The organism is Thioalkalivibrio sp. ALE14 (genome assembly GCF_000376845.1).
Taxonomy (GTDB): Bacteria; Pseudomonadota; Gammaproteobacteria; order Ectothiorhodospirales; family Ectothiorhodospiraceae; genus Thioalkalivibrio.
On the sequence record NZ_AQXY01000028.1, the window covers coordinates 210,520 to 226,751 of the forward strand.

A 16,232-nucleotide genomic window follows, 5' to 3' on the forward strand; every position below is an offset into this window, starting at 1 on the left:
GGGTCCCTCGCCAAACGCCCACAGGTTTCCAAGTCTCATTTCGTACCCCGTTGCAAAATCGTTTGTACAAGTCGCATCGCGAATGGCCGGCCGCCGGTTCAGCGCTGCCAGCGCAGGAAGGGCCGCGTGCCGTATCGCACCAAGAGGGTGGAGAGGGTCCCCAGCAGTCCGATCGTGACCATGCCCACGATGATCTGCGGGTACTGGATCAGCGAATAGGAACTCCAGGTGAAGTAGCCAATGCCGTACTGGCCACTGATGATTTCGCCGGCCAGCAGGGAGAACCATGCGATGCCCATGCCAATCGCCATGCCCGCGACGATGCTGGGCAGGGCCGCCGGCAGCACCACATGAATCAGGATGGAGGTACTGGATGCGCCCAGGGCGCGGGCCGCGCGGACCAGGTCCTTCGGTGTCTGGTCGACGCCATGCATGGTATTCAGCACGATCGGGAAAAATGCGCCCAGGAACGTGATGAAGATGATGCTGCTCTGCTCGGTCGGGAGCATCAGGATCGCCAGCGGAATCCAGGCCACCGCGGGAATGGGCCGGAAGATCTCCACGTAGGGCGAGAATACGTCCTCCACCAGGCGGATCCGCCCCATAAAGACGCCCAGCGCTACCCCGGAGACCGTGGCAAGCCCGAAGGCAATCGCCACGCGTTCGACGCTAGCCGCGATGTGTCGGTAGAACGTGTCCGACGACAGCAGCTCGAGCAGCACACCACCCACGACACCCGGCGCCGGTACGTTCTCGAAATTGAGCAACAGCCGGAAATCATAGGTGGAAGCCAGATGCCACAGGCCGATCAGGACCAGCACGGAAAGGATGCGGACGGTGTAACGGCCCCACCAGGTACCGCTCGACTTCTTGAGCCAGGCGCGGGTGCTCACAGCCGTGGCCGCGCCCCCGTCGCTCGCGCCGCCTCGGCTCACGGCCGTCCGTACGTCCGTTCGGGATTCGCCGGGGGCCTCGGCGGGCACATCCGCCATGGTGGCGCCGGCTTCCGGCGCGACGGGCTCGACCTTTGCCGGGTCATCCGCAACAGACACAGTCTTGTCAGTCATCAACCATCCCTCGTTTCCGTGGATCCCGGCGAGACGCTCGGGACAACGAACACCCAACTTGTGCTGACGTGTTCTTACGCCCTGAGAAACTTGCAGCATCCATGCCAATACCCCTGCTCAAGCAGAGAGATCGTGTAAGGGGCTGTTTATAGGGAAGTGCCTGGCACCCCAGGGCGAGCGCAGGAGGGCGCAACACGGAAGGATGTGCATCACGTTCGGGCACGCCAGCCCCAATACGGGGCGACGAATTCGAAAAACCGGGGGGTCGAGAGGACAAGTGCCCGCCCGTGGGCGGGACACTACCGATCGGTCAGTGGCCGAGAAAACCGCCGGCGATCAGGTGCTGGCGCAGGGCCGCCTGGCCCTCGGTGACGCGGGCGCGCGGGCCGCGCAGGCCCAGTTCGACCTGCGGGGCCTGGCGGTCCATGCGCGGCAGGCAGGAGATGCGCAGGTCGGGGAAGGCGGCCTCCATCGCTTCCAGGATCGGCACGAGGCGACTTTCGGTGACGTTCTCCAGTCGCAGGATCTCCTCGACGGCCCCGGACGCGGCATCGCGGTCGGGGAAGCGCTGCTCCAGGACCCAGCGGGCCATGGGCTCGGCCATGGCCGGGAAGCCGGGCACGCAGTGGTGGCGTTCGCAGCTGAAGCCGGGGATCCCGTTGACCGGGTTGGGAATCAGGCTGGCGCCTTCGGGGAGCTCGGCCATGCGCACGCGGTGGGGCCAGGCCTCGGCGCCGAAGCGCTCCTCGAGGATGGCCATGAACTCCGGGTGCGGCACCAGCGGCCGGTCCAGGGCCTCGGCCAGGCAAGCGCGGGTCCGGTCATCCGGGGTCGCGCCGATGCCGCCAAAGCTGAACACCTCGGCGCCGCTTGCCAGGGTTTCGCGGAAGGTCTGCGCCAGCACGCGCGCGTTATCGCCAACGATACGCAACCAGGCGAGCTCGAGGCCCTTCTCCGCCAGCGCCTCGGTCAGGTGTGCCTGATGCCGGTCGCGGCGCTTGCCGCTGAGGAGTTCGTCGCCAATGATCACGGCGCCGATCTCGATCTCGCCCGTCTCGGTGGGCGCTTGCTCCCGTTCGGCCATCACGGGTCGTTCCATCGCGGCGTTACTGTTTCGCGCCCAACGCGAGCGCGCGCTCGCGGGCGGCGGCGCGCGCCTCGGGGGCGTTGTCCGGATCGTTGAGCCACGGCGCCAGATGCTGGTGCAGCAGCCCGGCCAGGAAGTCGAGGTGGTCGGCGCGGTCATTCAGGGCCGGGATATAGTGGAAGCGCTCGCCGCCGGCCTCCTGGAAGATCTCGCGATTCTCGTCGCCGATCTCCTCAATGGTCTCCAGGCAGTCGGCGGAGAAGCCGGGGCAGATCACGTCCACCGAGCGCACGCCCTGCCCCGGCAGGGCCTCCATCGTCTTGTCGGTATAGGGCTGCAGCCACTCCTCGCGGCCGAAGCGCGACTGGAAGGTCACCTGCCACTGGTCCTCGTTCAGCCCCAGCGCCTGGGCCAGCTTGTGCCCGGTGGCCTGGCACAGGCAGTGGTAGGGGTCGCCCTGCAGCAGGTAGCGCTTGGGGATGCCGTGGAAGGACATCACCAGGCGGTCGGCCTGGCCGTGCTCCTTCCAGTGCTCGCGAACGCTGTTGGCCAGGGCCTCGATATAGCCGGGCTGGGCGTCATAGGCGGCGATGAACTGCAGGTCCGGCACCCAGCGCCAGCCCTTGAGCACCTCGGCCACGGCGTCGAAGGTGGAGCCGTTGGTGCTGGCCGAGTACTGCGGATACAGCGGGAGCACGACCACGCGGCGCACGCCCTGGCGGCGCAGCTCGTCCAGCCCCGCGGCGATCGACGGGTTGCCATAGCGCATGCCCAGCGCAACCGGGATCGCCTCCCCTGCCTGTTCGGCAAGGCGGCGGCGCACGCCCTCGGCCTGGCGCTTCGAGATCGCCAGAAGCGGCGAACCTTCGTCGGTCCAGACGGTGGCGTACTTGGCGGCCGAGCGCTTGGGCCGAATGTTCAGGATGACGCCGTTCAGGATCAGCCACCAGATCGGGCGCGGCACCTCGACCACGCGCGGATCCCAGAGAAATTCCTTCAGGTAGCGGCGCAGGGCGGGCGCAGTGGGCTCGTCCGGCGTGCCCAGGTTGGTCAGCAACACGCCGACGTCGCGCGCCTGGCCGTGGCGATAGTCCGCTTCTCCGAAGTACTTCATGGGGCTCCTTGCAGGCATGGGGTACGGGGACACCCTGTCGGAGTGCCCGAGGGGCATTTTGGTTCAGCACGGGATCGGGTTTGCGGCAAGGATACCGCGGCGGGGACTGCCCGCGCCGGGCCGAGGTCAGCCGAGGCGGCCCCGCAACGGGCTGGTGCGCGGGAAGTGTGCCTGCAGGAACTCCATCTGGTCCGCGAGCACGCGCTTGCCCTTGAGGAAGATGTATTCCGCGTGCGTGGGCGTGAACGGGATGGCCAGCAGCTGCATCCCGGCCTCTTCCGGCGTGAACCCGGCCTTGTGGTTGTTGCAGCGCTTGCAGGCGGTGACCACGTTGGTCCAGGTGTCTTCGCCATTCTGGCTGATCGGGGTCACATGGTCCCGGGACAGGTCGCGTTCGGGGAAGGCGTTACCGCAGTACAGGCACAGATGGGCATCGCGGCGGAACAGGGTGGTGTTGTTGAGCGGGGGGATGTAATCGTTGAAGCGGGACTGGCGGGTGCCGTGCGTGGCGATGATCGAGTTGACCTCGACCCGCGACTGCAACCCGGTGCGGGCGTTGATGCCGCCGCGCATGCGATAAAGCGGGCTGCCACAGGTGTAGGCCACCTGCTCGGTGTAGTAGAGGCGCACGGCCTGCTCCAGGCCGATCCACTCCAGCGGCATGCCCGCGGCGTCCGTGCGCAGGACCTGATGCTCGTTCGGCAACATGACCCGTCCCGTCTCAAGGAAACACGGATTTGCTCACGCCGGATCGAGTGAACAAATCCATGCCCCCTTTGGGAGACGCTGATTGAATCGCACGCCCGCGTCTCCCTCAGGGCAACACTGACAGGGCAACACTGACCGGAAAAACAATAAACAGCCTTCGGGAACAAAGCAATTACAACGCCATGAGCCGAGGTATCGTACGCTCCGCGGCCCGGAACAAGCCCCTGCAAACGCAGGACACGGTTTAAGCACGGGGCCGATTCCGCTACACTCGCGGGTCGTTTTTTGTGCGGCTCGCCTGTTTCGTGCGGGCCGCATCCGATTTCACCACCCGCGAGCGCGGCTGATCGCCCCATAGGGAATAGGGGACGCTTGGCCCGGGGAGAGAGCGCATGGCAATCAAATTATCCGTTCCCAAGGAGTCCGCCAGCGGCGAGCGCCGCGTGGCCCTGGATCCGTCGGTAGCGGCCAAGTTCAGCGATCTGGGCGTCACCGTGCAGCTGGAGAAGGGGGCCGGTTCCAACGCCCAGTTTCCGGACACGGCCTACGAGAAGGCCACCGTGGTCGACACCGAGACCGCCTACGGCCAGTCGGACCTGATGGTCCGCGTGGCACCGCCGACGGTCGAGGAGATCAACCAGCTGCCGGAGGGCTCGACCGTGGTCAGCCTGTTCCACGCCCACCGCAATCCGGACGTGGTCAAGGCGATGCAGGAGCGCAAGATCCTGAGCTTCGCGATGGAGCTGATCCCGCGGATCTCGCGCGCCCAGAGCATGGACGTGCTGTCCTCGCAGGCGGCCGTGGTCGGCTACAAGGGCGCGATCATGGGCTCCGACCTGTCCTGCCGGTTCTTCCCGATGCTGACCACCGCGGCCGGCACCATCCGCCCGGCCAAGGTCATCGTGATCGGCGCCGGCGTGGCCGGGCTGCAGGCGATCGCCACGGCCAAGCGCCTCGGGGCGATGGTCGAGGCCTATGACGTGCGCTCCGCCACCAAGGAGCAGGTCGAGTCGCTGGGCGCGAAGTTCCTCGATCTCGGTGTCTCCGCCGAGGGCGAGGGCGGCTACGCCCGCGAGCTGACCGCGGAAGAGAAACAGCAGCAGCAGGACGCCCTGGGCGAGTTCATCTCCAAGGCCGACGTGCTGATCACTACCGCCGCGATCCCGGGTCGCGATGCGCCGAAGCTGATCCCGAAGGACATGGTCGAGGGCATGAAGCCCGGCGCGGTCATCATCGATCTGGCGGCCGAGGGTGGCGGCAACTGCGAGCTGTCCAAGCCGGGCAAGACCAGCAAGCACAAGGGCGTGACCATTCATGCCCCGCTGAACGTGCCCTCGCAAGTCCCGCTGCATGCCTCCGAGATGTATGCCAAGAACCTGCTGAATTTCCTCACGCCGATGATCGCCGAGGGCGGCGAGTTCCAGCCCGACTGGGATGACGAGGTCATCGCCAAGAGCGTGCTGACCCGCGACGGCGAGATCGTGCACGAGGCCACCCGCGAGGCCCTGAAGGGAGCGAACTCATGATCATCGAAGGCTTTATCGCGCTGTACATCTTCATGCTCGCGGCCTTCACCGGCTACGAGATCATCTCCAAGGTCCCGGTCATCCTGCATACCCCGCTGATGTCCGGTTCCAACTTCGTCCACGGCATCGTGCTGGTCGGGACCATGGTCGCGCTCGGCCATGCCACGACCCCGCTGGAACAGGCGATCGGCTTTGTCGCCGTGATCCTGGCCGCGGGCAACGCCGTGGGTGGCTACGTCGTCACCGAACGCATGCTGGAGATGTTCAAGACCAGCAAGAAGGACGACAAGAAGGGAGATAACGCATGAGCCTGATCATCAACCTCGCCTACTTTGCGGCGGCGGTACTGTTCATCGTCGGCCTCAAGCAGATGTCCTCGCCGACCACCGCGCGGCCGGGCATCATCTGGGCCGGCGTGGGCATGGTGATCGCCACGCTCGTGACCTTCGTGCACCCGGAAGTCTCCGGGGGCGTGAACTACACCCTGATCATCCTGGGTATCGCCATCGGTGGCGGCCTGGCCTGGTGGAGCGGCAAGAAGGTCGCGATGACCGACATGCCGCAGATGATCGCGCTGTACAACGGCATGGGCGGCGGCGCCGCAGCCGGCATCGGCGCGATCTACCTGCTGCAGGCGACCCCGGAAACGGTCAGCAACACCGGCCTGGCGATCGCCACGACCGGCTCGCTGATCGGTTCGGTGGCCTTCTCCGGATCGCTGGTGGCCTACGCCAAGCTGCAGGGCCTGATGAAGAAGACCTTCACCTTCGCGGGCCAGCAGTTCGTGAATATCGCCATCTTCGTCATCACCGTGATTCTCGGCTTCATGCTGGCGACCGGCGGCGGCGAGATCGGCTCGGCGACCCTGCTGCTGTTCTTCATCCTGTCGCTGGCCTTCGGCATCCTGATGACCCTGCCGATCGGCGGCGCCGACATGCCGGTGGTCATCTCGCTGTACAACGCCCTGACCGGCCTGGCGGTCGGCCTCAAGGGCATCGTGCTCGACAACCCGGCGCTGATGATCGCCGGTATCGTCGTCGGCGCGGCCGGTACGCTGCTCACGCAGCTGATGGCCAAGGCGATGAACCGCCCGATCAAGAACATCCTGTTCAGCCAGTTCGGGGGTTCCAGCGGCGGTGCCGAAGAAGAGATCGAAGGCACCATGAAGGAGATCCAGGCCAACGACGCCGGGATCATGATGGCCTACGCCGAGAAGGTCATCATCGTGCCGGGCTACGGCATGGCGGTGGCGCAGGCGCAGCACAAGATCTGGGAATTCACCCAGCTGCTGCAGAAGCGCGGCGTGGACGTGAAGTTCGCGATCCATCCGGTCGCGGGCCGCATGCCCGGCCACATGAACGTGCTGCTGGCCGAGGCCGGCGTGCCCTACGACATCATCTTCGACCTCGACGAGATCAACGAAGAGTTCAAGACCGCCGATGTCGCGATGGTAATCGGCGCGAACGACGTCGTGAACCCGGTGGCCCGGACCAACCCGGACTCGCCGATCTACGGCATGCCGATCCTGAACGCCGACCAGGCCAGGAACGTCATCTGCGTGAAGCGCGGCAAGGGCTCCGGTTTCTCGGGCATCGAGAACCACCTGTTCTACGCCGACAACAACCAGATGCTCTACGGCGACGGCCAGAAGGTGGCCGCCGAACTCGTGGCGTCGGTCAAGGCCCTCGGCTAGTCGGCCTGCCCCGTGCGGGGCCCGCGCATGGGCCCCGTTACCGAAACCCGGCAACCGCCTCACGGTGCCGGGTTTTTTGTTGCCTGCCCCTCGGGCCTCCGCAAGCCAGGATATGCAGGGGGTTGACCCAACCCCCTCTAAAATGGGTGCAGGAACCCGAATTCTGTACACGCCCTGTACAGACTACCCACAAGCGCGGCAACCGCACCCCGCTTAGCGCACACAGCCGCCATTCCGTTTCACATAAGCCATACAACCTATTGTTTTTATTGCCCATGATGCATCTGGTCGATTTTTGGCCAATTCAAGCAGGCCCTAGCAGTAACAAGCGTTTAGGGGTATTCCCGGCGTTTCACCCACAGAGTTATCCACAGTTTTTGTGGATAACAATGGCCGGCCGGGAAGAGACACCCGCCGCCCCCGCCGGGGCACGACGCAGTAGACTGTGCGCATGCCTGCCGCGCCCCGAATTGCCCGTATCGCGCTGGATCGCCCCCTGGACCGGCTGTTCGACTATCAGATCCCCGACGCCCTGTCGCTCGCGCCGGGGCAGCGGGTTCGCGTGCCCTTCGGCCGCGGGACCACCATCGGCGTCGTCGTCACCCTGACCGATCAAAGCGAGGTCCCGGCCAACCGCCTGCGCCCGGTCCTCGAAGCCCCGGAGGCCGAACCGCTCCTGGCACCCCGCCTGATGCAGCTCCTGCAATTCGGGGCCCGGTACTACCACCATCCTCTGGGCGAGGCGCTGCTGGGCGCCCTCCCCCCGGCCCTGCGTCACGGCGACCCGTTGCCCGCACTGACGCCGGAGACGCTGTGGCGACAAACCCCGGAGGGCGCCCGGGCGCTGGCCGCCGGCGAGGTCCGCGGGAGACGTCAGCAGGCGGTACTCCGTGCACTGGAACGCGGCGCACCGGCCCTGGACCGCGCCACCCTTGCCGCCGCCACCGGGCTGCAGCTCGCCCCGCGCGAACTGCGCGCCCTCGCCGAACGCGGATGGCTGGAGGCGATTACGCCCGATCCCGAAGACCCGCCCACTCCGAACGCCAGCAACCACGCCCTCACCCCAGACCAGCGCGCCGCCGTCGACGCCCTGACCCCGGAGACCACGGCACCGCTGCTGCTGGAGGGCGTGACCGGGAGCGGCAAGACCGAGGTCTACCTGCAGATGGCCGAGCGCGTGCTGGCACGCGGGAAACAGGTCCTGTTCCTGATCCCCGAGATCGCGCTGACACCCCAACTGAGCGCGCGCATCCAGCAGCGCTTCCCGGGCCAGGTCGCCCTGCTCCACTCGGGTCTCGCCGAGGGCGAACGCCTGCGGGCCTGGGAGGCCGCGCGCCGGGGCCAGCGCCGGATCGTGGTCGGCACGCGCTCCGCCCTGTTCACGCCCGTGCCGGACCTGGGACTGATCATCGTGGACGAGGAGCACGACAGCGCCTTCAAGCAGCAGGACGGCTTTCGCTACAACGCCCGCGACCTGGCCATCAAGCGCGGCCAGCTGGAACAGGCGCCGGTGGTCCTGGGTTCGGCGACGCCGACCCTGGAGAGCCTGCATGCCGCCACGACCGGCCGCTACGGCCACGCGCGCCTGACCATGCGCCCGGACGGCACGCAGCCACCGACCGTCGAGACCGTCGACACCCGCGTGCATACCCCGGACGAGGGTCTGACCGCGCCCCTTCTGGACACGATGCAGCAGACCCTGGCGGCCGGCCACCAGTGCTTCCTGCTGCTGAACCGGCGGGGTTTCGCCCGCGTCCTGGCCTGCGACGCCTGCGGCTGGGTGGCCGAATGCCCCGACTGCGACGCGCGGCTCACGATCCACGCGCACAACCCGCGCGCGGTCTGCCACCTGTGCGGCCACCAGGAAACGCGGCCCGAACGCTGCCCCGAATGCGGCGAGCCCCTGGCCCAGCGCGGTCTGGGGACCCAGCGCCTGGAACAGGCCCTGGCGCGGCACTTCCCCAATATCCCCCTGATCCGACTGGACCGCGACAGCATCCGCCACAAGGGAGCCCTGGAGGCGGCACTGGACCGCATCCGCCAACTGGATGCGGCGATCGTCGTCGGGACCCAGATGCTGGCGAAGGGCCACGACTTCCCGCAGGTAGGCCTGGTCGGCGTGATCGATGTCGACCAGGGCCTGTTCAGCGTCGACCTGCGCGCCACCGAGAACACCCTGCAACTGATCGTGCAGGCGGCCGGCCGTGCCGGGCGCGGCTCCGGAGGCGGTCGCGTACTGCTGCAGACCGGGCACCCCGATCATCCCCTGATCCGCGGCCTCGACGCCGCGGACTACCCGGCCATGGTCGCGCCGCTGCTGGAGGAGCGTGCCGCAGCCGAGATGCCACCCTACGGCCACCTGGCGCTGGTCCGCGTCGAGGCCGGCGATGCCGAGACCACCCGCCGTCACGCCGAGCGCGTCGCCACTCACCTGCGCAACACGGCCGCCGAGGGCCTGCGTGTGCTCGGCCCGGCCCCGGCACCCCGCCACCGCGTCAATCGCCGCTTCCGCGAGCAGATCCTGCTGCAGTCCACGCGCCGCAACCCCCTGCACGAGAGCCTGGCCCGAGCCCGCCAGGCGTGGCAGGCCGACGACCTGCCGCGCGGTACCCGCATCGCCATCGACATTGATCCGGTCTCGCTCGCCTGAGCCCGGGCGCAGACGATGCGCCGGGGCGGCACGTCCGGCGCTTCCGGGTTAGAATGCGGCCCTTTTTACACGACGGATCGAGCCCCTCTTGAAAGACACCCTCACCGAGGCCCTCGCGGCCGCCCTCGAGACCCTGGTGGCCGATGGCCGCGTACCTGCCGACCACGGGGTCGAGGTCCAGGTCACGCGCGCCCGCGACCGCGAACACGGCGATTTCGCCAGCAACCTCGCGATGCAGCTCGCGCGCCCGGCGAAGTCGAAGCCGCGCGAGCTGGCCGAGGCCCTCTGCGCCGCGATGCCCGAGGTGCCCGGCCTCGCCGCCACCGAGATCGCCGGCCCCGGTTTCATCAACTTCCGCCTGGCCGCCGATGCCCGCACGCTGGTGCTGGGCCGTATCGCGACCCAGGGCGCTGACTTCGGCCGCTCCAGCGTGGGCGGCGGGCGTCCGGTGCAGGTGGAGTTTGTCTCCGCCAACCCCACCGGACCCCTGCATGTGGGCCATGGCCGCGGCGCGGCCTTCGGCGCCACCGTCGCCGACCTGCTGGATTTCTGCGGCTTCGACGTCACCCGCGAGTACTACGTGAACGATGCCGGGCGGCAGATGAACATCCTCGCCGCCAGCGTCTGGCTGCGCTATCTCGAGCAGCACGGCGTGCAGGTCCCGTTCCCGGCCAACGGCTATCAGGGTGACTACATCTACCCGGTCGCCGAGGCGCTGACCGCACAGATCGGCGAACAGGCCGTGCACGCGACCGAGGCCGTCACCCGCGACCTCCCGCCGGACGAGCCGGCCGGCGGCGACAAGGAGGTCTACATCGACGCGGTGATCGCCCGTGCCCGCGAGCTGCTGGGTTCGGAGCTGTACCGCACGGTGTTCGACTGCGGTCTGAACGCCATCCTCGACGACATCCGCGACGACCTGCGCGAGTTCGGCGTCGAGTACCAGTGCTGGTTCTCCGAGCGCAGCCTGGCCGACGCCGGGGCCATCGACGCCGCGGTGGAGGATCTTCAGGGGCGCGGGGCACTGTACGAGCAGGACGGCGCCCTGTGGTTCCGTTCCAGCGACTACGGCGACGACAAGGACCGTGTGGTGCGCCGCGAGAACGGCGACTACACCTATTTCGCCTCCGACATCGCCTACCACCGCGAGAAGTTCCAGCGCGGCTTCGAACGCGTGATCAACATCTGGGGCGCCGACCACCACGGCTACGTCCCGCGCGTGCGCGCCGCGCTCCAGGCCCTCGGCCTGGAGGCCGACCGCCTCGACGTGCTGCTGGTGCAGTTCGCGATCCTCTATCGCGGTGGCGAGCGCCTGCCGATGTCCACCCGCGCCGGGCAGTTCGTGACCCTGCGCGAGCTGCGCGGCGAGGTCGGCTCGGATGCCGCGCGTTTCTTCTACGTACAGCGCCGCTGCGATCAGCACCTGGATTTCGACCTGGATCTCGCCAAGTCGCAGTCCAACGACAACCCGATGTACTACATCCAGTACGCCCACGCACGCATCGCCAGCGTACTGCGCACCGCCGCCGAGCGCGGCCATGCCCCGGCCGCGGCCGATACCGAGGGCCTCAGCACGCGCCTGACCGAACCGCAGGAGGACGACCTGCTGGACCGCCTCGACCGCTTCCCCGAGGTGATCGCGGCCGCCGCCGAGGCCTGCGAGCCGCATCAGATCGCCCAGTACCTGCGCGAACTGGCCGCCGGCTTCCACGCCTACTACAACGCCGTACCCTTCCTGAACGCGGAGGACGCCAACGTGATCGGTGCCCGTCTCGCGTTGCTGACCGGCGCCAAGCAGGTCCTGCACAATGGCCTGCGCCTGCTGGGCGTAACCGCCCCGGAACGGATGTAGACCATGGCCCAGGCGCGCAAGACCCGTCGCAAGTCCACCCCCGCCAAGGCCTCGCGGCCAATCCCGGGCTGGGTGTGGATGCTGATCGGCCTGCTGATCGGGCTGGGGATTGCCGCTGTGCTGTACCTCCAGGGCGCGGACCGCTCGCCGGACCTGGGCGCGCTGTTCGGCGACCCGCCGAGCGACACCGCCGCTCCGACTCCGGCCCCGGTGGAACGCGACACCGTGCCCTCGGACGACGAACCGCGCTTTCGCTACTACGAGCTGCTGCCCGAGGACGAGATCCGCGTACCGGAGTCCGAGCGCGACACCCCTGCCCCGACCCTGCCGCCCGCCGCATCCCCCAGCGAGGGGGAGCCGGTGGTCCTGCAAACCGGGTCGTTCCGCCGCTTCGCCCAGGCCGACGAGATGAAGGCCCGCCTGACCCTGCTGGGCCTCGACCCGCAGGTGCACGAGGTCGAGATCCAGGGCGAGACCTGGTACCGCGTCTACCTCGGCCCGTTCAGTGACGAGGACCGCGTGCGCCAGGCGCTGGAACGGCTGCGCACCGAGAATATCGAGGCCCTGCGTCTGCGCTACCAGGGCTGACCGTGGAACCGGCCTCCGCACCGGATCTCGACGCCCTCGCGGCCCGCATCGAGGCGCTGCCCGCCGGCCCCGAACGCAAGGACCTCGCGGACCTGCTGCGCCGCGCCCGCCAGCGCCAGAAGCGCGGGCAACCCTGCGACCGCATGGCCCGCACCCTCGCGGAGCGCCTCGACACCGCCGAAGGGGGCAGCGACGAGCGCACCCGCCTGCGACCGCAACCCGTCTATGCCGGCGACCTGCCGATCCACGCCGAGCGCGAACGGATCGTCACCGCGATCCGCGAGCACCCGGTACTGGTGCTGTGCGGTGAAACCGGCTCCGGCAAGACCACCCAGCTGCCCAAGCTGTGCCTGGAGGCCGGGCGCGGCGAGGCCGGACTGATCGGCCACACCCAGCCGCGCCGGATCGCCGCGCGTTCGGTGGCCAGCCGTATCGCCGAGGAACTGGGCACCACGCTGGGCGGTGACCGCGACTCCACGGTCGGTTTCAAGGTGCGCTTCTCCGACCAGACCGGCCCGAACAACTGGGTCAAGCTGATGACCGACGGCATCCTGCTGGCGGAACTGGCACACGACCCGGAGCTGCGCGCCTACGACACCATCATCGTGGACGAGGCCCACGAGCGCAGCCTGAACATCGACTTCCTGATGGGCGTGCTCAAGCGCCTGTCACAGAAGCGCCCCGAGCTGCGCATCATCATCACCTCGGCCACCCTGGACCCGGAACGCCTGTCGGCGTTCTTCGACGATGCCCCGATCCTGACCGTGGCCGGGCGCACCTATCCGGTGGAGCTGCGCTACCGCCCGATCGAGCCCGAGGACAGCGGCGAGAACGAGGCCCGGGATCATGACGAGGGCCGCGGCGAACGCGACCTGTTCGACGGCATCCGTGACGCGGTGGCCGAGTGCGAACGCGCCGGCCCCGGCGACGTGCTGGTGTTCCTGCCCGGCGAGCGCGAGATCCGCGACGCCCACAAGGCACTGCGCGGCCAGGTCCGCACCGACACCGAGATCCTCGCGCTGTACGCCCGCCTCTCCGCGCGCGAGCAGGCGCGGGTGTTCCAGTCGCACCGCGGGCGGCGCATCGTGCTCGCGACCAACGTGGCCGAGACCGCCCTGACCGTCCCCGGCATCCGCTTCGTGATCGACTCCGGACTGGCGCGCATCTCGCGCTACTCCTGGCGCTCGCGGGTCCAGCGCCTGAGCCTGGAGCCGATCTCGCAGGCCGCCTGCGACCAGCGCGCCGGGCGCTGCGGACGGCTGGGCCCCGGTATCTGCATCCGCCTTTTCTCGGAAGACGACTTCAACCTGCGTCCGCCGTTCACCGATCCCGAGATCCAGCGCTCCAACCTCGCCTCGGTGATCCTGCAGATGGCCGCGCTGAAGCTCGGCCAGCCGCGCCAGTTCCCGTTCGTCGACCCGCCCGACCCGCGCCTGGTCAAGGACGGCTACCGCCTGCTGGAAGAACTGGGCGCGGTGGATACGCGCGGCCGCATCACGCCACGCGGCCGCCAGCTCGCGCGCATGCCCATCGACCCGCGCCACGGCGCGATGCTGCTGGCCGGCACCGATCACCAGTGCGTGACCGAGACCGCCACCATCGCCGCCTTCCTGTCGCTGCAGGACCCACGCGAGCGCCCGGCCGAGGCGACCCAGGCCGCGGACCAGGCCCACCGCGAATTCCAGGTCGAGGGCTCCGACTTCATGGGCATGCTGCGCCTGTGGGACGCCTGGCACACGGCGCGCGAGGACCTCGGCTCGAATGCCCTGAAACGCTGGTGCCGCGAGCACTTCCTCAACTTCCTGCGCATGCGCGAGTGGCAGGAACTGCGCGTGCAGCTGCTGCGCCTGGCACGCGAGATGGACCTGAATCCGAATCACCAGCCCGCCGACGCCGAGGCCGTGCACCGCGCGCTGCTGACGGGCCTGGTCAGCCAGGTCGGGCAGAAGACCGAGCGTGGCGACTACCTCGGCGCGCGCAACCGTCGCTTCCAGATCCACCCCGGATCGGTGCTGGCGAAGAAGAAGCCGGCCTGGGTCATGAGTGCGGAGATCGCCGAGACCACGCGCGTCTACGCCCGCGACAACGCGCGCATCGAACCCGACTGGATCCTGGCTGCTGCCCCGCACCTGCTCAAGCACCATATCTTCGAGCCGCACTTCCAGCGCCGCAGCGGGCGCGTCGGGGCGTTCGACCGCATCACCCTCTACGGACTGGTCGTGGCGCCGAAGAAGCCGGTGGACTTCGCGAAACACGACCCGGCCGAGGCAAGGCGCATCCTGATCCGCGAGGGCCTGGTCGGCGGCGAGCTGCGCACCCGCTCGAAGGGCGTGCAGGCCAACCGTGCGGCGGTCGCCGAGATCGCCGAGCAGGAGGCGCGCGGGCGCCGGCGCGACCTGCTGGTGGAGGAAGACCGGCTGTTCGATTTCTACGACGCCCGCCTGCCGGCGGACATCACCGACGGCACGCGCTTCGAGACCTGGGCGCGCAAGGCCGAGAAGCAGAACCCCGACGCCCTGCGGATCGACCGCGCGGAGCTGCTGAACGAGCCGGACGCCACCCTCCCGCAGGGCGCCTATCCGGATCACCTGGAGCTGGAGGGCCTGCGCCTGCCGCTGGCCTATCGCTTCGAGCCCGGCCAGCCGGACGACGGCGTGACCGTCACCATCCCCATTGCCGCGCTGAACGCGGTGCCCGACTGGCTGGGCGACTGGCTGGTGCCGGGGCTGCTGGAGGAGCGCGTGACCGCGCTGCTGCGGAGCCTGCCCAAGGGCCTGCGCCGCCAGTTCGTCCCCGCCCCGGACTTCGCGAGCGCCGCGCTGGCGCGCATCGAGCACCGCCAGGGCCCGCTGATCCCGGCGCTGGCCGAGGCCCTGCGCGCGATGACCGGCACCGAGATCCCGCTGGACGCCTGGCGCCCGGAGGCGCTGGAGCCGCACCTGGTGATGCGCTTCCGCATCCTCGACCCGGAGGGCCACGAGCAGGCCACCGGCCGCGACCTGGCCGCGCTGAAGCGCCAGCTGGGCGACAGCGCCGAGGCCCATTTCGACGCCAGCCGCCCGGACGAGGTTACCCGCGAGGGCATCACCGAATGGGACTTCGGCACGCTGCCGGAGAGCGTCGAGTTCGACCACCAGGGGGCCCAGCTGCGCGCCTTCCCGGTCCTGGTCGACCGCAGCGACGCCGTCTCGCTGGAGCTGGAACCCGACCCCGCGAAGGCCGAACGCGCCCACCGTGCGGGCCTGCGCCGGCTGTTCCTGCTCGGCGCGCGCAAGACCGCGCGCGACCTGCGCCGCCAGCTCCCGGAGATCGAGCGCGCCTGCCTGAACTACTCGACGCTGGGTAGCTGCGAGGCCCTGCGCGACCAGATCCTGGAGGCCGCCGCCGACCGCGTGTTCCTGACCGAGCCCTGGCCGCGTGACGCCGACGCCTTCACCCGCCGGCTGGACGAGGCACTGCCCGGCTTCTCGCCCACGGTGATGGAGCTCTCGCGCCTGACGGCCGAGATCCTGCGCCGCTGGCACGACCTGCGCACCCGCCTGCAGGGCGATCTGCCCCTGTCCTGGATCGAGGCCGCGCGCGACATCCGCGGGCAACTGGATGCCCTGGTCCCGGCCGACTTCCTGCTGCGCATCCCGCACGACGTGCTGCCGGAACTGCCGCGCTACCTGGACGCGATCGACAAGCGCCTGGAACGCATCACTCAGGCCCCGGACAAGGACCGCGCCCGGCGCGTCGCGGTGGAACCGCTGTGGCAGCAGGCACAGGAGCTGATCGCACGCGCGCCGGACCATCCGGATGTGCTGGCCTTTCGCTACCGCATCGAGGAATTCCGCGTCTCCCAGTTCGCCCAGGAGCTGGGCACTCGCGAGAAGGTCTCCCCCAAGCGCCTGGAACGCGAATACGCGACACTGATCCAACAACTGGCGAGTGGCACATGAGCCACG

Annotated in this window: 11 protein-coding genes; 7 read left to right on the forward strand and 4 right to left on the reverse strand. The window is 68.9% G+C overall.

The features are described from left to right. Positions 1–98: 98 nt before the first annotated feature. From F572_RS14790 to F572_RS0108860, 4 genes are all read right to left on the reverse strand, one after another. Positions 99–830, reverse strand: coding sequence for an ABC transporter permease (locus F572_RS14790; protein ID WP_026143111.1), 732 nt, complete (start codon positions 828–830; stop codon positions 99–101). A 547-nt stretch (positions 831–1,377) separates the two neighbouring features. Then, a complete protein-coding gene (locus tag F572_RS0108850) occupies positions 1,378–2,151 on the reverse strand; it encodes a molybdopterin-binding protein (protein WP_017942679.1) in 774 nt (257 codons plus the stop codon). Positions 2,152–2,173: 22 nt separating this feature from the next. Then, positions 2,174–3,268, reverse strand: coding sequence for a ferrochelatase (hemH, locus tag F572_RS0108855; protein WP_017942678.1), 1,095 nt, complete (start codon positions 3,266–3,268; stop codon positions 2,174–2,176). A gap of 126 nt (positions 3,269–3,394) precedes the next feature. After that, positions 3,395–3,976 carry an HNH endonuclease gene (locus F572_RS0108860; protein ID WP_017942677.1) on the reverse strand — a complete coding sequence of 194 codons (582 nt, stop codon included), beginning with the start codon at positions 3,974–3,976 and terminating at the stop codon, positions 3,395–3,397. Between the two features lie 392 nt (positions 3,977–4,368). On the opposite strand from F572_RS0108860, the gene F572_RS0108865 reads away from it, so the two are divergent. The 7 genes from F572_RS0108865 (at position 4,369) to hrpA (ending at position 16,226) form a co-directional block, all read left to right on the forward strand. Continuing rightward, a complete protein-coding gene (locus F572_RS0108865) occupies positions 4,369–5,502 on the forward strand; it encodes an NAD(P) transhydrogenase subunit alpha (protein WP_017942676.1) in 1,134 nt (377 codons plus the stop codon). Beyond that, positions 5,499–5,810, forward strand: a complete 312-nt coding sequence (locus tag F572_RS0108870; RefSeq protein ID WP_017942675.1) for an NAD(P) transhydrogenase subunit alpha — start codon at positions 5,499–5,501, stop codon at positions 5,808–5,810. The genes F572_RS0108865 and F572_RS0108870 overlap by 4 nt, the downstream gene beginning before the upstream one ends. After that, complete coding sequence (locus F572_RS0108875) at positions 5,807–7,195, forward strand: NAD(P)(+) transhydrogenase (Re/Si-specific) subunit beta (RefSeq protein ID WP_017942674.1); 1,389 nt, start codon at positions 5,807–5,809, stop codon at positions 7,193–7,195. The genes F572_RS0108870 and F572_RS0108875 overlap by 4 nt, the downstream gene beginning before the upstream one ends. Positions 7,196–7,646: 451 nt before the next feature. After that, positions 7,647–9,845, forward strand: coding sequence for a primosomal protein N' (locus F572_RS0108880; protein ID WP_017942673.1), 2,199 nt, complete (start codon positions 7,647–7,649; stop codon positions 9,843–9,845). An 88-nt stretch (positions 9,846–9,933) separates the two neighbouring features. Then, positions 9,934–11,697 carry an arginine--tRNA ligase gene (gene argS / locus F572_RS0108885; RefSeq protein WP_017942672.1) on the forward strand — a complete coding sequence of 588 codons (1,764 nt, stop codon included), beginning with the start codon at positions 9,934–9,936 and terminating at the stop codon, positions 11,695–11,697. A gap of 3 nt (positions 11,698–11,700) precedes the next feature. Further along, positions 11,701–12,285, forward strand: a complete 585-nt coding sequence (locus F572_RS0108890; protein WP_017942671.1) for an SPOR domain-containing protein — start codon at positions 11,701–11,703, stop codon at positions 12,283–12,285. A gap of 2 nt (positions 12,286–12,287) precedes the next feature. After that, positions 12,288–16,226, forward strand: coding sequence for an ATP-dependent RNA helicase HrpA (hrpA, locus tag F572_RS0108895; protein ID WP_017942670.1), 3,939 nt, complete (start codon positions 12,288–12,290; stop codon positions 16,224–16,226). Positions 16,227–16,232: the final 6 nt, after the last annotated feature.